This window comes from Steroidobacter agaridevorans (assembly GCF_009932555.1).
Classification (GTDB): Bacteria; Pseudomonadota; Gammaproteobacteria; order Steroidobacterales; family Steroidobacteraceae; genus Steroidobacter; species Steroidobacter agaridevorans.
Genome location: NZ_BLJO01000007.1, coordinates 116,924 through 137,932 on the forward strand (window position 1 = coordinate 116,924; position 21,009 = coordinate 137,932).

Annotated in this window: 16 protein-coding genes; 12 read left to right on the top strand and 4 right to left on the bottom strand. The window is 61.9% G+C overall.

Annotated features, from left to right (window positions below):
- Positions 1–35 precede the first annotated feature (35 nt).
- A complete protein-coding gene (locus GYH35_RS24175; RefSeq protein WP_202624596.1) occupies positions 36–1,352 on the bottom strand; it encodes an amidohydrolase family protein in 1,317 nt (438 codons plus the stop codon).
- 241 nt (positions 1,353–1,593) lie between these two features.
- Between GYH35_RS24175 and GYH35_RS24180 the strand changes: the two genes are divergently transcribed.
- From GYH35_RS24180 to GYH35_RS24205, 6 genes are all read left to right on the top strand, one after another.
- Positions 1,594–2,664 (top strand): methyltransferase, encoded by a 1,071-nt coding sequence (locus GYH35_RS24180; protein ID WP_161829698.1) that lies wholly within the window; start codon positions 1,594–1,596, stop codon positions 2,662–2,664.
- Positions 2,665–2,750: 86 nt separating this feature from the next.
- Positions 2,751–3,389, top strand: a complete 639-nt coding sequence (locus tag GYH35_RS24185) for an RNA polymerase sigma factor (RefSeq protein WP_202624598.1) — start codon at positions 2,751–2,753, stop codon at positions 3,387–3,389.
- Positions 3,358–4,371: a FecR family protein gene (locus GYH35_RS24190; protein ID WP_161829699.1), complete on the top strand. Its 1,014-nt coding sequence runs from the start codon at positions 3,358–3,360 to the stop codon at positions 4,369–4,371. Before GYH35_RS24185 ends, GYH35_RS24190 begins: the two co-directional genes overlap by 32 nt.
- A gap of 86 nt (positions 4,372–4,457) precedes the next feature.
- Positions 4,458–7,334 carry a TonB-dependent receptor gene (locus GYH35_RS24195; RefSeq protein WP_161829700.1) on the top strand — a complete coding sequence of 959 codons (2,877 nt, stop codon included), beginning with the start codon at positions 4,458–4,460 and terminating at the stop codon, positions 7,332–7,334.
- Positions 7,331–8,935 (top strand): alkaline phosphatase D family protein, encoded by a 1,605-nt coding sequence (locus tag GYH35_RS24200; RefSeq protein WP_161829701.1) that lies wholly within the window; start codon positions 7,331–7,333, stop codon positions 8,933–8,935. Before GYH35_RS24195 ends, GYH35_RS24200 begins: the two co-directional genes overlap by 4 nt.
- A gap of 70 nt (positions 8,936–9,005) precedes the next feature.
- Positions 9,006–9,497 carry a GNAT family N-acetyltransferase gene (locus tag GYH35_RS24205; protein WP_161829702.1) on the top strand — a complete coding sequence of 164 codons (492 nt, stop codon included), beginning with the start codon at positions 9,006–9,008 and terminating at the stop codon, positions 9,495–9,497.
- Positions 9,498–9,567: 70 nt separating this feature from the next.
- On the opposite strand, the gene GYH35_RS24215 is transcribed toward GYH35_RS24205, so the two are convergent.
- The 3 genes from GYH35_RS24215 to GYH35_RS24225 all read right to left on the bottom strand — a co-directional run bounded on the left by GYH35_RS24215 (position 9,568) and on the right by GYH35_RS24225 (position 11,134).
- Entirely contained in the window at positions 9,568–10,236 is a 669-nt protein-coding gene (locus tag GYH35_RS24215) for an AraC family ligand binding domain-containing protein (RefSeq protein WP_161829703.1), read from the bottom strand.
- Positions 10,237–10,297: 61 nt separating this feature from the next.
- Complete coding sequence (locus GYH35_RS35505; RefSeq protein ID WP_161811860.1) at positions 10,298–10,651, bottom strand: cupin domain-containing protein; 354 nt, start codon at positions 10,649–10,651, stop codon at positions 10,298–10,300.
- A 33-nt stretch (positions 10,652–10,684) separates the two neighbouring features.
- On the bottom strand, positions 10,685–11,134 hold the full coding sequence (locus GYH35_RS24225) for a GNAT family N-acetyltransferase (protein WP_161829704.1): 450 nt from the start codon (positions 11,132–11,134) through the stop codon (positions 10,685–10,687).
- A 147-nt stretch (positions 11,135–11,281) separates the two neighbouring features.
- Here GYH35_RS24225 and GYH35_RS24230 point away from each other — a divergent pair, with 147 nt between their 5' ends.
- The 6 genes from GYH35_RS24230 to GYH35_RS24255 all read left to right on the top strand — a co-directional run bounded on the left by GYH35_RS24230 (position 11,282) and on the right by GYH35_RS24255 (position 20,839).
- Positions 11,282–12,037 carry a hypothetical protein gene (locus GYH35_RS24230; protein ID WP_161829705.1) on the top strand — a complete coding sequence of 252 codons (756 nt, stop codon included), beginning with the start codon at positions 11,282–11,284 and terminating at the stop codon, positions 12,035–12,037.
- A gap of 19 nt (positions 12,038–12,056) precedes the next feature.
- On the top strand, positions 12,057–12,371 hold the full coding sequence (locus GYH35_RS24235; protein WP_161811857.1) for a cupin domain-containing protein: 315 nt from the start codon (positions 12,057–12,059) through the stop codon (positions 12,369–12,371).
- 85 nt (positions 12,372–12,456) lie between these two features.
- Positions 12,457–14,994, top strand: a complete 2,538-nt coding sequence (locus GYH35_RS24240) for a TonB-dependent receptor (RefSeq protein WP_161829706.1) — start codon at positions 12,457–12,459, stop codon at positions 14,992–14,994.
- On the top strand, positions 14,991–16,103 hold the full coding sequence (locus GYH35_RS24245) for a YdcF family protein (RefSeq protein WP_161829707.1): 1,113 nt from the start codon (positions 14,991–14,993) through the stop codon (positions 16,101–16,103). Before GYH35_RS24240 ends, GYH35_RS24245 begins: the two co-directional genes overlap by 4 nt.
- Before the next feature lie 150 nt (positions 16,104–16,253).
- Complete coding sequence (locus GYH35_RS24250; RefSeq protein ID WP_161829708.1) at positions 16,254–19,160, top strand: glycoside hydrolase family 9 protein; 2,907 nt, start codon at positions 16,254–16,256, stop codon at positions 19,158–19,160.
- 293 nt (positions 19,161–19,453) lie between these two features.
- Entirely contained in the window at positions 19,454–20,839 is a 1,386-nt protein-coding gene (locus tag GYH35_RS24255; protein WP_202624602.1) for a non-reducing end alpha-L-arabinofuranosidase family hydrolase, read from the top strand.
- The last annotated feature ends 170 nt before the right edge of the window (positions 20,840–21,009 follow it).

Genomic DNA, 21,009 nt, shown 5'->3' on the forward strand with positions numbered 1-21,009 from the left:
TTACGGCGCCGTAAGCTCCGACCGGCTGCACAATCTTAGAGCGTGGCGACCTTGCCGCTCTTCATCACGAAGCTCACGCGCTCCAGCTCGGTCACGTCCTGCAGCGGATCGCCCTTCACGGCGATCAGGTCTGCCAACTTGCCGGCGGTCAGCGCGCCCACCTCGTTGTCGATCCGATTGTGTTTGGCACCCCAGACAGTGGCGGAACGGATCGCATCCAGCGGCGAGAAGCCCGCGGACACCATCAGTGCGAACTCCTTTGCGTTGTCCCCGTGAGCGGACACGCCCGAGTCCGTACCGAATGCGAACTGCACGCCACCCTGACGGGCACGACGCGCCATGTCCACCATCTTCGGGCCGACTTCCTGCGCCTTCTCGCGTACCGGCGCCGGCATCCAGCTCGCAGTACGAGCACGCTCAGCGACTGTGGCGCCGGCAAGCAGCGTCGGCACGAGATAGGTCTTGTTGGCCTTCATCAGCTTGATGGAATCGGCGTCCAGGTAAGTGCCGTGCTCGATGGAATCAACACCAGCGCGTAACGCCGCGTTGACACCGTCAGTGCCGTGAGCGTGGCACACCACGCGACGACCCAGCGCATGAGCGGTTGTGACAATCGCCTGCAGCTCATCGTCCTGCATCTGCTGGCTCAGGCCAGCAGCCGTGTTCGACAGCACACCGCCCGTGGACGCGATCTTGATCACGTCGGCCCCACGTTGCACCGCCTGACGCACGGCGCGACGGCAGTCGTCCGCACCGGAGCAACGACCTGGACGAGCAAACAGATCGGTGATGTCGGGACGATAGCCATGCACGTCGCCGTGACCGCCATGCGCACCCACGCCACCTGCGGCAATGATGCGCGGGCCGAAGGCGCGACCGGATTGGATGGCATCACGCAGAGCGATGACGGCGTCGGCGTCGCCGCCCAAATCGGCCAACGTCGTGAAGCCCGCGCGCATGGTTCGCTGCGCGTACATCAGGCCATCGAGCGTGCGATCGGAAGAGGTTTTCTTTACTGCATCCACCTCGGAGGTGGGACCACCCTCGGAGGTGATATGCACATGGCTGTCGATCAGGCCTGGCAGCACGAAACTGTCACGCAGGTCGATGGTCTTTCCGCCCTCCGGCGCGCTGTGATAGCCATCGCGCACTTCCAGGATCTTGCCGTTGGCAATCACCAGGGTACGTTCCTGCTCCACCCGGCCATTGCCGGGATCCGCCAGCAGACGGCCGGCCTGCACGAACACCTGCTTGTCCTGTTCGGCCGCGCCTGCGTTCTGCGCCATGGCGCCTATGCCCAATCCGAGCAAGCCGATTCCCAAGAGACGGCGTACCGCCGTAGTCGTTGTCATGGTTATGCCTCTTCTGTTGATTCTTTGGCGCTTGCTGAGCGTGTGTAGCGCCGTCGATGGAACGATTCGATTGTGCCACCGTGCCAGGCCCACGAGACAATGTGCCCGCAAACCGGCCCACAATTGCAAGTCTGACGGCGCGGAGCGTGCATCGTGTGCAAGAAAAATGCGCCTACGGCGACACACGCGATTGTTTCGTGGATAATCCCCGGCCATTGCTCGTGCCTATCGGTGATCCAGCTTGACCGGACAATCGCGCAGCGATGACAAACCGCTCTACGAAGCCATCATCGATGCCCAGAAGCTCGCTTTCGCGCCGCTTGCATTTCATGCCGCGCTCGCGTTGAGAGATCTCGGGATCCTGCAAGGGCTGGCGGACGCGAAGGCGGCGGGGGCGACCGCCGAGCATCTCGCGCAGGTCACTCGTTTGCCGCTTTATGGCGTGAAAGTGCTGCTCGAGTCCGGCGTAGTCTGCGATCTCGTTGCGCTCGAGGACGATCGCTTCCGCATACGCCAGCTCGGGATGCTGGTCCTGCGCGACCAGATGACCCGCGTCAACATGGATTTCGCGGCCGACGTTTGCTATCGAGGCATGGCGCACCTGAAAGAGACCGTGACCTCGGGCAAACCGGCGGGACTGCGCGAGTTCGGCCCGTGGACCACGGTCTATGAAGGCCTCTCAAAATTGCCGCCGCAGGCTCGGCAGAGCTGGTTCGCGTTCGACCATTACTACTCGGACCATATGTTTCCGACGGCGCTGCCGCTGCTGTTCGCGGAACGACCGAAGCGGCTGCTCGATGTGGGCGCCAATACAGGCAAGTTCGCCCTCGCCTGCTTCGAGCACGACCCCGCGGTGAGTGTTTGTTTGCTCGATCTTCCGGGACAGCTGGCGGTCGCGCGCCAGGCGATCGATGCACAGGGGCATGCGACGCGGGCAACATATCATCCCATCGACTTCCTGGACCGCTCGCTGGAATTTCCCGGCGGTCAGGATGCCATCTGGATGAGCCAGTTTCTGGATTGTTTTGGCGAGGACGAGATCGTCTCGATCCTGGAGCGCGCGCGGCGCGCCCTGGCGCCAGGCGGCCGCCTCTATATCGTCGATACATACTGGGACAATCAACAGCACGCCGCCGCACGCTTCGTGCTGACGATGACCTCGCTGTACTTCGCTTGCCTCGCCAACGGCAACAGCAAGATGTATAGCGTGAATGAAATGCGCACCTGCGTGCAGCGCGCAGGGCTTCGGATCGAGCGCGAATTGGAGCGCTTTTCGGCCAGCCACACGATGTTCGTCTGCTGCGCGGGCTGAGCGGCGTAACATTTTCCTGTCACATTCCTCGCATAGGCTGCGCGGCCGCGTCCCCCATCGTGGGCCATTGGACGCGGTGATGCGACTTGCAAGATCGAACCAAAGCGAACGAGAAACTGGCAACTCTGCTCGGCGACGCCGAGCGGCCGCACTGGTTCCTGCGTCATATCCTGCCCCATGAGGCCATGCTCCGCCGCTGGCTGGCGCGCAAACGCGCCCCCGATCTGGATATCGACGACATCATCCAGGAAAGCTACGCGGTGCTGGCCAAGCGCGAGCGGGTCGATGACATCGTGGATCCCCGCGCCTACCTGTTCCAGGTTGCCCACTCGCTGGTGGTGCGCAATATCCGTCGAGCGCGCATCGTTTCCATCCAGGCGGTCGACGACCTGGAACTGTGCGACTACCCCGACGAGGCTCCGACCCCGGAGCAGAACGCGATAGCTCGCGACGAATTGCAGCGCCTGGCCGAGGTAATCGCAACGATGCCGGGCCAGACGCGAGAAGCGTTCATCCTACGGCGCGTCCGTGGCATGCGTCAGCGAGACATTGCCGCGCGCATGGGGCTTTCCGAGAGTACGGTCGAAAAACACATCGCCCGAGGTCTGCGCTGGCTCGCCGACTGGTTTGTGGATGGAGGAAAACCGGTCGCCGAAACCTCTAAGAAAATGAGACGGAAGCAAAGGAGGCCGGATGGCCGAACGGGAAACCAGCCAGAGCGTTGATCGAGCAGCCGCCGATTGGGTGGCGCGCCTGGACCGTGCGCCGCTGTCCGATGAGGACATCGAACAACTCGAGCAATGGTTGGCCGGCGATCCGCGCCGGCACGGCGCCCTGCTGCGAGCCAGAGCGATGTGGGATTACAGCGATATGGGCAGCGCGCTAGGCCCGCAATACGACCCGGCGTCGTTCGAGCGCAAGACATCGCAAATACCCGAGGAAAAATCACCGCCCCAGGTCACCGGGCGAGGCCGCCGACCACTGGCGTGGTTGGGCGCGATGGCAGCGTCAGTCATTCTGACGCTCTCGCTCACATTGACGGTAGAGATGCCCAAAGCCTATGCCACCACGCTGGGCCAGATCCAACTGGTGCCGCTGGACGACGGCTCCACCATTACGCTGAATACAGCCACTGAAGTCTCTGTCCAATATCAAGATCGCCAAAGACGGGTGCGACTGAGCCACGGCGAAGCCTACTTCGAAGTGACGGCCGATCCGAATCGCCCGTTCGTGGTCGAAGTCGACGAACGGCGGGTGCATGCCTCAAAGGCCGCGTTCGTCGTCCGCAAGCTGGCCGACACGCACACCGAGGTGATCGTGCAGAGCGGCCACATCGAGCTGTCCGCCTCGCCTGACGATGCCGCGCGCACGACGCTGGCAGCAAACAGCCGCGCCTCGCTGCCGCCGAGTGCCGTCAAAGGAAACATTCTCGTCGACCGCATCGCGCCCGACCAACTCCTCCGCGACTTGGCGTGGCGCCAAGGCAAGCTCGCGTTTCAGGGAGAAACGCTGGCCATGGCCGCCTCCGCTTTCGCCCGCTACAGCGATGTACATATTGTGGTCGCCGACCCGGCCCTCGCGCGCGAGCCGGTCACAGGATTGTTTGTTGCCAACGATCCCGCTGGATTCAGTCGCGCGGTTGCTCAAGTGTTCGATGCGAAGCTCGAGCGGACCGAGACAGAAATCGTTCTGACGCGAACGTATTAAACTTTTTTGACAAGATAGGGGAGCCGCATTCGCGGCGTCTCTACTGCTCTTAGAACCGCACGTCGCGGTACCACTGAGAGCTTGCCTTGATCAAGAAAAAACCGTTGTCGCTGGCCGCAGCCGTCATTCTGACTCTCAGCGCGCATGCGCAGGTCATCGCGCAACAGCGCACTTTCGACGTGCCGAAACAGCCGGCGGTCAGTGCGATCCCGGAGCTCGCACGGCAAGCAGATATTCAGATTGTTGCGCCCGCCGGGTCGCTGGAAGGAATATATACACCCGCCGTCGTTGGCGAACTGGACCTGCGAGAAGCGCTGCGCCAGTTACTGCAGGGAACCGGGCTGGAAATCGCATCCATCGACGATCGGGTCATTCTGCTGCGCCGACAGGAGAAAGCTGCAGCCGATATCGATGCCGACAACGCCTCGTTGGAAACAGTGCTGGTGACGGCGCAAGGCCCCATCGAGCGCAAACGAAACTCCGCTGTCGTACTCGACTCCTCGGAGTTCGACGACGTCGAAACGCTCGCGAGCGATCACTCGATTGCCGCCATGGCGATGATGCTGCCGGGCGTGAGCGCCGACGAAGACGGCGATCAACCGAAGTACATCACGATCCGCGGTCTGCAGGCCGATCTGAATCACACCACGATCGACGGCATCAGCATCGCCTCCGTCGGCAACAACGGCTCGGGCGAGCGCCGGATCAATCTGCAGCTGGTGCCCAGTCAGATCAGCTGGCGCACCGATATTTCAAAGGCGTTCTCGGCCGAACAGGATGCCGGCGCCATCGGCGGCGTACTGGACGTGGTGACGCGCAGCGCCTTCGACCGCAACAGCACTTATTTCCTTGTCGATGGCTACGGCATCTACTCCACGTACTCGGACGCCGGCGCCAAGAATGTCCTGGACGATGCCAACGATCACTGGGGCCAGGGAATGAAGGCGATCTTCTCGACCCAGTTCGGCCCCGACAATCAGTTTGGCGTGCTGATGTCCGGCAGTTATCAGTCGCGCAGTCGCAACGCGAGCAAGCTCGTGCAGGATCGCAAGGGATATTTCAGCGATGACGGCGCCGTGGTCGGAGAACCGAACGCCGAGGCGGGCTGGAACGGCATCGTCAGCCCCATGAATTTCGGCTATGGCAGTTTCCCCAACACGATCGAAAACCAAGGCACCTCGGTCAAGCTGGAATGGCAACCGGTCGACAGCAATTTCCACGGCTCGCTGCTGTACTTCAGCTACTCCCGCAAGGACGATTGGAACGAGATCTCCAACGACATCTACATTCCCGAGAATCCGACCGGCATTATCGAGCAGGATGAGAACGGCGGCCGCCTGCTGGTGCGCATCGTCGATTCGATCTGGGCCAACAACACCTGGACGCGCAACAACGAGGGCTATCTCGGCAACCTGCAGTGGCAGGGAGAAAACTCGGTGTTGTCGCTGAAGGCCGGACACACGTACGACAACTATCGCAACGTCGAAAACATGTTTCAGTCGCGGGCCTCGGGCCTGGAAAGACAGCGAATCTATGTGGACTATGTGAACAGCGAACTGCCGCAGATCACCGGCTTCGTGGATCCCAGTGCGCCCGCTTCCCTCACCTATCGGCTGCAAGGCGGCCAGCACACGCAACCGTTTGCACGCGAGACGGTCGACGATGTTCGTCTCGACTATTCCTGGAATGCCGGCCCTGAAGCGCGCGGCCTGGGCATCGTCACCGGCCTCGAGTGGCGCCGGCTCGTGCTCTCAAAAGACGTGGAACGCACCGTCTATGCCACCGGCACCGTCGTCAATCCATGGATGATCGATCCGGGCGCGCCTTCGCTCGAGGGACAACACTATTGGGTGCCGTGGCTCGATGGCCGGGCATTCATCGACGAAGCGGTCGACAGCCTGCCGGTCAATGCCACGAGCTCGCGTTCCCAGAGCATCGCTCAGGACTTCAAGTACGCCGAAAATCTCAGCGTGGGCTACGTTTCCGCTCACTACGCGACCGATCGCACTCTGTACTTGCTGGGCTTGCGCTACGATCGCATCGACTTCGACGCCTGGGCGCCCGTCACCAGAAATGGCGTCATTGCGAGCGGCCTGGATACCTTTGACGGCGGTTACGACCACCTGCTGCCGTCGTTCAACGTGCGTCACCGTCTCACCGATGACATCAATCTCCGCTTCTCGTACAGCCACACGCTCGGACGCCCCCGCCCCGCCGATATCGCCGCCGCCCAGAGCATCAACTGCACCGACAGCGACGAGGGCGAGAACGAAACATGCTCGATCACTCGCGGCAATCCGGATCTGAAGCCGCAGCGTTCGCGCAACGTGGACCTTTCCGTCGAAAAGTACTTCAATGCCAACCGCGGCGCCGTGTCGCTGGGTTATTTCCACAAGACCATCAAGGACAATATCTTCACACTGACCGGTTCGGACGTGATCGATGGCGTCGACTACACCATCCGTCAGCCGACCAACCTGGATGAGATGACCGTGCAAGGCGTGGAGTTCTCGATCATGAACCGGGGCATGCGGCTGTTGGGACAGCGCTTCGATGCATCGTTGAATGCCAGCTGGTTCGATGGCGAAACCACTTATGTGACCGATGCCGGTTCGCGTTCGATCGACCGCCTGCTGTATCAGCCGGAATGGGTGGCCAATGCCAGTGTGACTTACCGGATGCCGTGGATTCACGGCGCGGCGCGCGTGGCGGTGAATGCACGCGGCCCCTATATGAACTCGACGGGCGGACTGAAAGCCTGGGAGGATGCCGGGCGCAATCAACTCACGACGACGAACTTCTCGCTGTGGCACAGCTTGGGCGAGCACCTCACGATCAAGTACGAGGCCACCAACCTGTTCGATGAACAGCCGGACTACGGCAAGGGCGAGGATCTGCAAATTCTCCGGCAGATGGACGACTATGGCCGCAGCTTCTATCTGCACGTGATCTGGAACCTGTGATGACCATGGATCGACGCAAGCTGCTCGCGACGCTGGGACTGTATGGGCTGGGCGCCGTCGCCCAGCGTGTCTTCGCTTTACCGCGTCCCCTGCCCCGCAATGTCTGGAACAAACCGAGCTTCGAATCCCATCCATTTACGTTGGGAGTCGCGGCGGGCGATCCTTCCATGGATGGATTCGCCCTCTGGACGCGCCTGGCTCCGAAACCACTGGAGCGCGGCGGCGGCATGCGCATGCGACCGATCGCGGTCACGTGGGAAGTGGCCACCGACGAAGGCTTCCGCGATATTGCTCAGCGCGGCACTGCCGTCGCTCATCCGGAATTGGCCCATTCGGTACACGTCGAGGTGACCGGACTGCAGCCCGCCCGCCCCTACTGGTATCGATTTTTCGCGGGTAGCGAAGCGAGCGTCGTCGGGCGCTCCGCCACGTTCCCAGCGCCGAATTCGCGTGTCGATCGGGTGCGCTTTGCCGTGGGCGGGTGCCAGCATTATGAAGGCGGGTGGTACACGGCATGGCGCAGGATCGCCGAAGCGTCGCCGGACTTCGTGTTTCATTACGGGGACTATATATACGAGAGTGACGACAAAGGTCCGAAGCCTCGTCCCAGCAACGGCGCGATGTATGCCCTGCCGCGCCGTCACCTCACCGATGAAGTCTATTCCCTGGACGACTATCGGCTGCGTTATTCCTTATACAAGAGCGATCCCGATCTTCAGGCCGCTCACGCGGCCGCGCCGTGGTTCGTGAGCAGCGACGATCATGAAGTCGACAACGATTGGGCCGCCGATCAGGACCAGGACGGAACACCGACGGAGATATTCCTGCTCCGCCGCGCCGTGGCCATGCAAGCCTATTACGAGCACATGCCCTTGCGGCCTCGCTCATTCCCCGCGGGCGGCAAGATGCAAATATTCCGACGGGCCGCTTTCGGCGACTTGTTGCAGCTCCATGTGCTCGATACACGCCAATACCGTGACCTCAAGATCATGACGGGTGACATGCGAGACAAACGCAAGCGAGCCGCCGCCCCTCATCGCACCCTGCTGGGAGCCGAACAGGAGGCCTGGCTGTTCGACGGCATCGCCAGCAGCCAGGCTCGATGGCAACTGATCGCGCAGCAGGTGATGATGATGGACTTGAGCCGGCCCGCGAGCGCCACCAGCAACGAAATGGTGTACTCGATGGACTCCTGGGCGGGGTACCAGCACAGCAGGCGCCGCTTGCTCGAACATATCCAGCGCACGAACCAGCGCAATGTGGTGGTCGTCGGCGGCGATGCTCATCGCCACTACGCGGGCGACCTGGTGTTGGATGAGAAGGACGGACCCGCGATCGCAAGCGAATTCCACGCTACTTCCATCACCTCGGGATTCGACGGCATCGGCGAAGCGGACGAACCGACGCGTCTGCACCGTCAATACAATCCCGAGCTCAAGGCCATGACGGACAAGCGCGGGTATGTCTTTTGTGAAGTCGATCGAAACGCCTGGCGCGGGGATCTGAAAGTGCTGGACAAAGTGACCGAGCGCGACGGCAAGCTGTCCACGCACGCCAGCTTCATCGTCGAGCACGGCCAACCCGGTCTGCAACGCGCCTGAGGGGGAGGCGCGTTCGCCGGCTGCAATTTCGTTCAAGATCGTCGGCCACGGCAGTTTGCACACTGTGGGGATGATCACCATCCGCCGTTGCGGCGACGAACTCGCCGCTATTCTCCCCATCGTCAACGCCGCTGCCGAAGCCTACCGCGGCGTCATTCCGCCGGATTGCTGGCACGATCCCTACATGGCGCTCGCCGAGCTGCGCCAGGAAATTGCCGAGGGGGTCGAGTTCTGGGGCGCCGAGATTGCCGGCACGCTGGTCGGCGTCATGGGGCTGCAACCGATGCGGGAAGTCGATCTGATACGACATGCCTACGTACTGCCCAGTCATCAGCGCCACGGCATCGGTGCAGCCTTGATCCAGCACCTGCGCGGCCAAAGCACGCGACGCATACTGGTGGGAACCTGGGCCGCGGCGAGCTGGGCCATCGATTTCTATCGTCGTCATGGATTCGAGCTCGTGCCTGCCGAGGACAAAGCTCGACTGCTCAGGACTTACTGGTCTGTCCCTGCCCGGCAGATAGAAACATCGGTGGTGTTGTGCGGACCCGCCCCGGCGTGACGCCCCAAATTCGTTTGAAGTGGCGATTGAGGTGGCTCTGGTCGGCGAATCCGCAGGTGTGAGCGACTTCCTAGATCGCCACGCCGCGTTCGAGCATGCGTTTCGCCTCGCGAACCTGACGCTGGATCAGATAAGCATGGGGAGGCACGCCGTACTCGCGCTCGAACGCACGCAGCAGTTGGAAGGAACTCAATTCCACCATTGCAGCGAGTTGGGTCAAGGCGGGGCGCTCCCGCCAGCAATCCTCGAGATATTCGCGCACGCGACCGACGTGCGCAGCCCGCATGCTGACCTTGGCGCGGCGTGCTCGCTCGCCGTGGCGGCGAATCCATGCGGACAACAAGACCAGGAGTCGCGACTGCATTTCAATCGGTGCAATCGCTCCGCCATCGATGTCGCGATGTAGATCCAGAACCCCAGCGGCAAGTTTTGGATCCTTGAGCACCCCCGCGGCGAAGAACGGCAAAGACCGCGCCGGCGTGCCGAGCTCCACATCGACCTCGCGCATGACCTCCGGTGCGATATAGAAGGTGCGATAGCTCCAGAACGCTTCGATCTCGGGATGTCCGGTATGCACTTCACCCGGCACGACGATATTGATCTCGCCGGCGCCCGCGAGATGCGAAGCGCCTCGGTACTGGAAACCGAGCCCGCCCCGGGTAACGACGCCGAGCGCGTACTCCTCATGGACATGACGCGCGAGCCGCTGCTGAAGGTATTCACCGCGCAACAGCGTCACACCCGGCAAACTAGCCGGCTGCCATAGGATGCTTTTCTGCGTATGTTCCCTGTGCACGACCTCAGTCTAGCTCGCGCCCGGGCAATCTGCATCCACAGCCTTGAACAGCCGGCGCATGAAACCAGAGCTCTATCGCAGAGGTGTCCACTTCGAAACGCGCTGTGTGCACAGCCTTCGCAGGAATGTGGAACCACTCTCCGACGCGATATCGACTCTCCTTCCCGTCCAAGCTCAGGATGAGCTCGCCTCGAGTGATGACGCCGACGTTCTCGGTGTCATGATTGTGCGGAGATATCTCGGCGCCCCGGGGATAGGAGGCAAACAAGACATCCCAGTCCTTGGCCTCCAGCTTGAACGCCTCGAACGAACCTTCGAACGCTGGGAGATTTCGAAGGAGTCTGGGGAAATGAGACATGGGAGTTTCTCCATAGCTTCGCTTGAACTTCGCTCATAGCGTGAGCTTCATGCGCATACCGACGTCTATGAAACCATTTCGTTTGTAGAAAGCCGCGGTGCGCGCCCAAGCCGGCAGCTCTGGCGTTCCCACTTCCAGGCGAGACCAGCCGCGCTCTCGAGCGATGGCAGCCGCTGCTCGGATCAGCGCCTCGCCGATACCGGCGGAACGGAACTCCGGCTTCACGTAGAGCTCCGAGATCTCCCCAAAGCGACCGGCATACAAAGAGGCGCAGCGATTGAGCACCAGAACACCAGTTGCCTGGCCGGCGTGATCGGCAAGCAGCGCGGTTATGTCCCCGGCCTGCAGTAGAGCCGCTGCAGTGGCTGACAGATCCGTCAAGTCATATCCACTGGGAGTATCCCCGCATAGCTCATTCAGGAGCGCCAGCACCAGGCCGGCGACCTTTGCAGACTCGTCAGTAGTCGCTTCGCGCACGCTCATGCAGCCAAGACGAATAGCGTCGGGCAAAAGAGTCAGCCGTTCGGGTCGACGACCGGCCGCCCACGGAATCCCGACACAGTTGTCACTCCCGTGCCTGCGCCCGCAGCTCATAAGCTCACGCTGCAACCAATCAGCGGAGATCAAGCGATGCAGATCAAGTGGGCCCCGGCGCTATTCGCCATCGGTCTTGCGAGTGTGGCGGCGATACCTCGCAGCCAGGCGAACGAGACCACCCTCGAGCGGATGCCGGCCGCGCTGGAAACTCAATTCGCGCTCAGCGCCGTGCCGCCTGCACTACGCGAGCGGGCAAGCGTTTATCTGCTCGATCCCACGAAGGGCTACTCCCTTTCCAAGCAGGGCACGAGCAGCTTGACTTGTATCGTCCAACGCACGGCTTGGGAATATTCCGACTTTCGCAACGATATCTATTGGCCCGTGTGCTACGACGCCGCGGGAACCAAGATGCATTTGAAAGTCATCATGGACGCGGCAGCGCTGCGCGCGCAGGGCATGGGCCCGGAAGCGTTGAAGGCTGAAATCTCCAAGCGCTACCGCGAGCGCACTTATAAAATCCCGGAAAAGTCCGGTCTGTCCTATATGGTCGGGCCAGTCATGCGCGCGGCTGGGCCACCGGACATGAAAGTGCGGACCATGGCCATGCCGCACCTGATGTTCTATGCGCCCTTCGTCACCAACGAAGAAATCGGCGCCACGCCTGATTTCACGAATTTCTCCAGCCTGAAGTACCCGTTCATCGATCAGCACGGCATCCCCGAGCAAAGCTATGTGATCCAACTCATCGGCGAGGCGGAAACGAACAAGATCCTCGCGGACGAGGCGCCGCTGATCGATGCGCTGTGCGCGTATCGCGATGTTCTCTGTCTGGCACACGAAGGCCATTGAGCGAACGCTGGAGTCGGCCATGATCGTGAATCGAAATGCTGCGCGCATCTGGTCCGAGACCGGATTTGACGGCATCGTGAGTTGTCCAACCTGGAGCGGCAACGACGGCGATGGCGGCTATCTGGCGAAGCTCGCCGCCGGTGCGAGGTTCCCCAGGCACCGGCACCAGGGCTGGGAACAAATCGTCGTGCTGAGCGGAGCGGTGCGTTTCGACGACGCAGAGCTACGCACCGGCGATGTACTGCAGGTCGAAGGCGACGACGAACACGAAGCATTGGCGCTGGAGGACACGACGCTGTTCGTCGCGCACCACCGCGGCATCGTGTTCACCTGATGAGTGGGGATCGAACATCGAGGTCACACATATTCTGTAACATACATGTCGGAGAATGGTCGGCTCTCTCGTAGCGATGCCGATCATGCTCAAATCATCGAAGAGTCCGTCACCCGCCTCGTGCGCTCGTCGCTCCATTGCGACGGCAATTGCAATCGCGTTGAGCGCGCCGCTCGTGTCGATGGCGCAGGAGGCATCGCAATCGATGCCGGCTCGCAGCGACAGTAACGACACGAGCGTCATCGATTCGGTAGTAGTTACAGGCTCGGCGCGCGCTCAACGTCGTTTCGATGCTTCGTATGCGGCGAACTCCCTGACGGCGGACGACGTGCAAAAGCTGGCACCCAAGAGCTTTGCGGATCTGCTTGCCAACGTCCCGGGCATTCACGTCGAATCCACCGGCGGCGAAGTGCAGAACATCACTCGTCTGCGCGGCATTCCGACCGATCGTGGCTACATCATTTTCCAGCAGGACGGCTTGCCGCTGTTCCATGAGATCGACGGACACTTTTTCAATTCCGGCGAAGGCATGCACCGCTTCGACGTGATGAACGAGCGGGTTGAAGTCGTGCGCGGCGGTCCGGCCCCCATCTACGCCAGCGGCGGCGCGGCCATCGTCAACAACATCATGCGCGAAGGCGGCGAGCAGACTCAGGGAAGAAGCCAGCTCACCATCGGCGACACCGGGCTCTACCGCGCCGAGGCTTACCAGTCGGGCCCGCTCTCCGACAACACCTATTACTCCGTGGGCGGTTTCCTGCGCCAGCACGATGGCTATCGCGACAACGGCTTTCCCAACGACAAGGGCGGCCAGCTGCGCGCCAACATCAAGCACGATCTCGAGGACGGCTGGGTGAAGTTCAGTGGCACCTTTGTCGATGACCACAATGTCTTCTATCTGCCCATTCCGGTCGCCGATCCTCGCAACCCTGCAGTCAGCCTGAATCCTTACATCGATTACTTCGACGGCACGATGAACTCGCCGTCATTGCGCAATGTGACGCTCAAGTACCTCGACTCCGCGGGCACGCTGCAGAGCCTGCACCGGGATCTGGGCGACGGCCGCCACATGCGCTTCCAGAATATCGGCTTGCAGTACCAGAACGAGGCGAGCGACTGGACCGTGTCGTTCAAGTCGGGCTACACGCAAGGCAAGCTGAGCTTCGATGCGCTTTACTCGACCACCAATCCAGTCGACGGCAATGTATTCGCGAACGGCTTTCTGACTGCCGCGCGCAATGCCTTCGGCCCTGACGTGGCATCGCTCGGCTATGCCCTCGCCGGCACGAACGGCGCGACGGCATACAATCCGTATTCGGCTTCCGGCCTGGTGATATCGGGGCAATACCGCGCAATCGAATCGGAATTCTATTCGGCGCAGGCCGACCTGAGCGCGGCGCGCCGGTTCGAGACGGGTTTGGGCGCGCACGACATCAACTTCGGCGTTTACAGCTCGTTCTATGGAACGACGGCGTTCACCGCTTACCAGGACATGCTGTTGGAAGTCTCGGGCAAGCCGCGAACGCTGGATCTCGTGGCCTATTCGGCGCAAGGCGCCGCGCTCGGCTCTGTGACCGACAAAGGCGTGCTGCGCTATACGACCACGCTGAACGCGGGCGAAGTCGATGCGAAAATGCTCGCGCTCTACGCCAACGATACGTGGGAGCTCACCGATCGCTTTCAGCTGGACGCCGGCGTACGTCACGAGCGATACGACTACGACGGCTTTGCCGAGCAGACCACCGGCGCCAATCTCGGCGATGCCGCCACGCTGGCCGACAACACGACGCAGCGATTCAGCGGCGCCACTCAGACGCGCAACCTCAAGCCCTCGATCACCAATTGGACGGTCGGCCTGAACTACGATTTCATCTCCAATTTCGGCGCCTATGGCCGAGCCTCGCACGTGGAGATCGCGCCTCAATCCGGCGTCGCGCGCAGCATCAACCCCACGATCGTCGAAACCAAGCTGGATCAGTACGAGCTGGGCGTGAAGGGCACGTTCGGCAGCTCCTACCTGTATCTGACGGCCTTCTATACCAAGTTCGACCCGCTGAATGCGTCGTTCGTGGCTTTCAATCCGACCACCGGCCGCAATGACCAGTCGGTGCCGTTCATCGGCACCGCGGAGTCGAAAGGCATCGAGCTCGATGGTCTGTATGCGCCTGCGGACTGGTTCTGGCTGGCCGGCTCAGTGACGTTTAGCGATCCGGAATACAACGATCTGCAAAACAGCGCCGGCGCCGATCCGAGCGCGGTCAACGGCAACCAGATCGTCCGCGAACCCAAGGTCTACGGAAACATCCGCCCCACCTTCGGCTTCACCGCGGGCGACGCACAGATCGAGGCTTACCTGCGCTACGACTTCGTCGGCAAGTCCTATGTCGACCTGTTCAACCAGACCGCGCTGCCATCCTATGAAACATTGGGCTTCGGCGTGGCGTGGAAGCGCGGCCGCTGGGGCGTGCAGTTGGTGGGCGACAACCTGACTGAAGAGAAAGGCTTGACCGAGGGCAACACGCGCACCGACGCGCTCGCTGGCCAGGGCTCGAGTGAAGCGATCTACGGCCGTCCGTTGTTCGGCCGCAATTTCCGCTTGGTCGTGCAGCGAGACTGGGAGTGAGATCCGCGCTGTTTCTATGCGCCGCCCTCGCCGCCTTCCAGCCGAGCCATGCAGGGTCGGTGGAAGATGGCGTGATGGCGGCGCTCGGCAATCGCTTGTTCCCGGTCGTTTCTTCGATGGAACGATCGGGGACGACAACCCCCGTTCGCTCGATGCTGGCCGAACGAGACCGTCGTCTCGCGCGCTGCGCCGATGACGCAGTTTGCAAACTGGATGCCTCCCGCTGGGGCTCAGACGAGATCGGGATCGTGGCAGGCGCGGCCGCCGCTCGCGAGCGCAGTGAGGCCATTCGCCGCGAGCTCACGGGACTCAACGCCATTCTCGAGATCTATGGCAAGGGCGGCGTCTCGCGATATCCGCAGATCGATGGGCCGATTGGAAAACAGGGCAGCGAGCGGCTTGCCGCCGACGTTGCTGTCGCCGCACTCCTCAGCGAAGTGGGTCGCGCTGAAACCGTGGCCGCGCTCGATCCAAGCATCGGTCTGGCGCTGGCTCTGCTCGACGTGAACAATCGGCTGGATGCCATCGCGTTCGAACCGATCGATGGCGGGCTCAATGCCGATGCATTCCAGCACGCTCGTACGCTGGACTGGTCCCGCTACCCATACACCGCGATCATCGTGCTCGGCGCGGGGCCAGATGATTTGACGACGCCACTAAGCGCGCGAGGAAAGTTGCACGTCAAGGTCGCAGCTCAGCGTTACTTCGATGGCAAGGCGCCATTCATCATCGTGAGTGGAGGCGCGGTGCATCCGCGTGACACGCGCCATGTCGAAGCGGTCGAGATGCGCCGAGCGTTGATCGAACGCTACAAGGTGCCGGCTCATGCCATCGTGATCGAACCCTACGCGCGGCATACCACGACGAACCTGCGCAACGCTGCACGGCTGTTGATATCGATGAAGGCGCCCATGGATCGGCATGCGCTGGTGCTGAGTAATCCTCGCCACATCAGCTATGTGGAGAGCGCCGAGTTCGCCACGCGCAATCAGAACGAGTTGGGCTACCAACCCGGCAAGGTCGGCCCGCGCACCTCGCCGTTCGACGTCGCCTTTCTGCCGTCGCAGGAGGTGTCCCGAGTCGACCCGCTCGATCCCCTCGATCCCTGATCTTGCCGGCCGCGCATTTCGCCCGAAATTCGGCATTGACAGCGATGTCTTTTTGAGTAAGTTTGGAGCCCACGTGTAGCAAGGACGGCTCATCACGGGCGGTGGCGCGTTCAGGCGCTGACGTCCGCTTACGCAATGGAGCGTGGAGACATGGATGTACGACTGCCTTTCAGACAGGTAGCGCGCGCCGCGCGTTTCATCGTCGCCTGTTTTGTTCTGTTCGCGCCGCCGCTGCTGGCGCAAACGTTCAATTACGCCGAAGCGTTGCAAAAGTCCCTGCTCTTCTATGAAGCACAGCGTTCCGGCGACCTGCCAGCCTCCAATCGGCTGAACTGGCGCGGCGACTCGGGGCTGCAGGACGGCTCCGACGTCGGACGCGACCTCACCGGCGGCTGGTACGACGCCGGCGATCACGTGAAATTCGGCCTGCCCATGGCGGCAAGCGCCACGATGCTCGCGTGGGGAATCGTCGAGTACCGCGCAAACTACGTGCAGATCGGTCAACTCGACGAGGCGCTCGACCAGCTGCGCTGGGCGACGGACTATTTCATCAAGGCGCATACCGCCCCGAACGAGCTTTACGGCCAGATTGGCGCCGGCGCTGCGGATCACGCGTGGTGGGGTCCAGCAGAAGTCATGCAGATGGCGCGGCCGTCCTACCGCATCACCTCGTCGTGTCCAGGCTCGGATCTGGCGGGTGAGACGGCCGCGGCGCTCGCTGCAGCGTCCATCGCATTCCGGCCGACCGATCCCACGTACGCAAACACGCTGCTCACCCACGCGCGGCAGCTCTATTCGTTCGCGGATAACTTCCGAGGCAAATATTCCGATTGCATCACTGACGCCGCATCGTTCTACAACTCCTGGAGCGGTTTCAACGATGAGCTCGTGTGGGGCGCCATCTGGCTCTACCGCGCAACGAACGAAGCGGAGTTCCTCACGAAGGCCGAAAGCTATTACGCCAACCTTTCCAACCAGCAGCAGACCAGCGTCAAGTCATATAAGTGGACGCATGCGTGGGACGACAAGTCCTATGGCAGCTATGTCCTGCTCGCGAAGCTCACCGGCGCCACGCGTTACCACGAAGATTCACAGCGCTGGCTCAACTGGTGGACCGTGGGCGGCACTGCGCTTGGAGCGGATGGCACGCGCGTGAGCTACAGCCCCGGCGGGCAGGCCGTGCTCGACCGATGGGGATCGCTGCGCTATTCGGCGAACACCGCGTTCGCTGCCCTCGTCTATTCGGACGCGATCGCCGATACCGTTCTGAAAGCTCGTTATCACGACTTTGCCGTACGCCAGATCAATTACGCGCTCGGCCAGAATCCGCTGAATCGCAGCTTCGTCGTGGGCTTCGGCACGAATCCGCCTCGCAACCCGCACCATCGAACTGCGCACGGTTCCTGGACGGACCAGATCGGCAGCCCCGTGGTCAGCCGTCACATTCTCTACGGCGCGCTGGTCGGCGGCCCGACGTCACCCAACGATCAATACACCGACGATCGATCGGACTACACCATGAACGAGGTGGCCACCGACTACAACGCCGGCTTCACCAGCGCCCTGGCGCGCCTGGTCGGCGAGTTTGGCGGCACGCCACTGGCCAGTTTCCCCTCGCCCGAGCCCGTCGTCGGCAACGAAATCTTTCCCGAGGCGTCCATCAATGCGTCGGGCTCCAACTTCACCGAGATCAAGCTCCTGCTCAACAACCAGTCCGGGTGGCCCGCTCGTGTCACGGACCGACTCTCGTTCCGCTACTACTTCACACTCGAGCCCGGCGTTACGCCCAGCCAGATCTCGCTCGCTGCAAACTACAACCAATGCCTGCCGCCCACCGGCCCCACGCTGCACTCCGGCAGCATCTATTACGTAACGGTGAGCTGCAACGGAACCAAGATCTATCCAGGAGGGCAGCAGCACTATCGCAAAGAGGTGCAGTTCCGGATCGCGAGCTCCGGCGCATGGGATTCAAGTAACGACTGGTCGATCTCCGGCGTGTCAACGACGCCGGGCTCGACGCCCGTGCTCGTACAGCGCATTCCGGTCTATGACAACGGTGTGCGCGTGTTTGGAAACGAACCCAACGGCGGAGTCGTAGATACTCAACCGCCGACCACGCCGGCGAACCTGCGCGTGACCGGTACGACGAGCTCCACCGCTTCTCTCGCATGGGACGCATCGACGGACGATGTGGGCGTCACGGGTTATCAAATCTTCCGTGGCGCAACCCTGGCGGGCAGCGCCACGTCGACCACGTTCACGGACACGGGACTTACGCCAAGCACGACGTACTCATACACCGTCGTCGCTCAGGACGCGTCCGGCAAACAGTCTGCGGCAAGCGCAGCGGCGAGCGCGACCACCACTGCCATCACGCAGGACTTCTCCATCGCTGCGTCTCCCGGCGCACTCTCGATTGCGCGTGGTTCGAGTGGCGCCGTATCGATCGCCATTACACGGTCAGGCGGTTTCACTGGCGCCGTCGCCTTGACCGCCAGTGGCTTGCCGAGCGGCGTCACCGCCAGCTTCAATCCGGCGTCGGCAACAGGCGCCAGCTCCACGCTCACACTGACTGCATCGAGCACCGCTGCAGCAGGAGCAGGCACAGTCACCATCACAGGCACTTCTGGCACAACGACACGCACCGCCACCGTGACGCTCACTGTAACGACGCCCGGCGGCGACGGCACTGTTACTGTGACACCAGCAGTCACGAGCAGCGGCGGCTACTATGTCGAGGAACAGCTGCGCATAGCAAACACGGGAACGCTGACCGCACTCTCGGTCACCATCGTCGCTCAGCGCACCACGGGCATCAGCTTCTCCGGGCAATACAACACCGTGGGCTCGGGTGTCGCTCAGAGCAGCAACAGCACCGCGAGCACGATCACGTATCAATACACGTTGTCAGCCGGGCAAACATTGGGCGCATCTACGAATCGCACGTTTGCTGCCCAAATGAGCGGCACGGGTACGGTGCACCCGACCGGCGGCGACACCTACACCGTGACCTACACGACCGGCGGACAGAGTTTCACTGTCTCCGGCACGTTCTGAAGCCTGGGGCCATAACGCGCGTGGGGGGACGCCCGGCGTCCCCGACTACTAAAAATTGCTAATAAAAGCTCTTTCGCCATTGACAAACCACCCTCGGCGCGCCCAAAGTTTATTCGCGCGTGGCGCGCAGGGGGAGCAACATGGATGTTGGGCTTTTAGTACGACGCTGCGGTGGTTGGCGATCGGGCTTGAGCACGCTGGCGGCAACGCTGGCCATTGTTATCACGCTGGGAACGGTCGCAGCACCGTTTGCATCGGCGGCCACGGTGGACACCGGCGCATGGTAAGTGCTGGTGAATCGGCACAGTGGCAAGGTGTTGGATTTATATAATCTCGCAACCAACGACGGTGCGATCATCGCGCAATGGACGCGCAACGACGGGGCGTGGCAACAGTGGCAGTTCGTCGACTCGGGCGGCGGCTACTACCGGCTCAAGTCGCGACACTCGGGCAAAGTGCTCGATGTTTTCAACTGGTCCACTGCGGATGGCGCCGCGATCGTACAGTGGACCGATACAAACGGCGCCAATCAGCAGTTCCGCCTGTCTGACTCGGTCGGCGGCTACGTACGGCTCATCAATCGCCACAGCAACAAGGTCGTCGAGGTGCAAGGCGCCTCGACCGCGGATGGCGCGAGCGTCGTACAGTACTTCGACTGGAACGGCGCCAACCAGCAATGGCAGCTCGTCCGCGTCGACGGAACGACGCCTGGCGGGACGTTGCCATCGTCGATTCGATGGAGCTCCAGCGGCGTGTTGGCGGGTCCGAAGCCGGACTCTGCGCATGGCGATGTAGTAGCCATCAAGGATTTCACGGTGGTACGGCACAACAACGCATGGCAGGTCTATGCGACGACAGCAAGTCCGTCGCAGGGCTGGAACCTCGTGCATTTCTCGTTTGCGGATTGGCCGCAGGCGAGCGCGGCGACGCATACATATCTCGACACGGCGACGCCCATCGGTCGCGGCTATCGAGCCGCGCCCCATATCTTCTACTTCGCGCCACAGAACCTATGGTATCTGGTCTATCAGACCGGCCTGCCGACCTACTCCACCAGCACGGACCCGAGCAACCCTCGGTCGTGGACGACGCCGCGGAACTTCATGGATAGCGAGCCGGCGATCGTGACACAGAACAAGGGCAATGGTTCATGGCTGGATTTCTGGATGATGTGCGATGCCGCCAATTGTTACTTGTTCTCCAGCGATGACAACGGGCACATCTATCGGTCGCAGACGACGCTCGCGAATTTCCCGAATGGCTTCGGCAACACGGCGATTGCATTACAGGATTCGCGATTCGCGTTGTTCGAGGGCAGCGCGGTCTACAAGGTAACGGGCGCCAACCAATATCTGCTGCTACAGGAAGCGATCGGATCGGATGGGCGGCGTTGGTATCGGTCGTTCACGTCGAGCAGCCTCTCCGGGTCGTGGACCCCGCACCTGGCGAGCGAGTCGAATCCCTTTGCTCGATCCAACAACGTCTCATTCAATGCCGCCGCCTGGACGCGGGACTTCAGTCATGGGGAGTTGATCCGGGCGGGCAACGACCAGACGTTGCCGTTGAATCCGTGTCGGTTGCAGTTCCTCTATCAGGGACAGGACCCGAACGCCGGCGGCGACTACATCCGCCTGCCCTGGCGGATGGGACTGCTGACGCAAACCAACTCTTCCTGCTAGCTGTCTGTCGAGGCGAGTCTGTCGGAGGGAACCACGAAGTCGATTTTTGTTAGCGGTAACTTTTGCAGAACGAAGGGGGATCATCCAATGGAACAAGCAAGGATCAAAGCCGGGTACTCGAACTGGATCGCAGCTCCCGCGAGGATGCTGGCAATAGCAGTGATTTCGAT

Bases quoted from the DNA above. Each gene is read 5' to 3' on its own strand.
- GYH35_RS24175 (WP_202624596.1), bottom strand. From the start codon at position 1,352: ATGACAACGACTACGGCGGTACGCCGTCTCTTGGGAATCGGCTTGCTC.
- GYH35_RS24190 (WP_161829699.1), top strand. From the start codon at position 3,358: ATGGCCGAACGGGAAACCAGCCAGAGCGTTGATCGAGCAGCCGCCGAT.
- GYH35_RS24205 (WP_161829702.1), top strand. From the start codon at position 9,006: ATGATCACCATCCGCCGTTGCGGCGACGAACTCGCCGCTATTCTCCCC.
- GYH35_RS35505 (WP_161811860.1), bottom strand. From the start codon at position 10,651: ATGTCTCATTTCCCCAGACTCCTTCGAAATCTCCCAGCGTTCGAAGGT.
- GYH35_RS24225 (WP_161829704.1), bottom strand. From the start codon at position 11,134: ATGAGCGTGCGCGAAGCGACTACTGACGAGTCTGCAAAGGTCGCCGGC.
- GYH35_RS24230 (WP_161829705.1), top strand. From the start codon at position 11,282: ATGCAGATCAAGTGGGCCCCGGCGCTATTCGCCATCGGTCTTGCGAGT.
- GYH35_RS24235 (WP_161811857.1), top strand. From the start codon at position 12,057: ATGATCGTGAATCGAAATGCTGCGCGCATCTGGTCCGAGACCGGATTT.
- GYH35_RS24240 (WP_161829706.1), top strand. From the start codon at position 12,457: ATGCTCAAATCATCGAAGAGTCCGTCACCCGCCTCGTGCGCTCGTCGC.
- GYH35_RS24250 (WP_161829708.1), top strand. From the start codon at position 16,254: ATGGATGTACGACTGCCTTTCAGACAGGTAGCGCGCGCCGCGCGTTTC.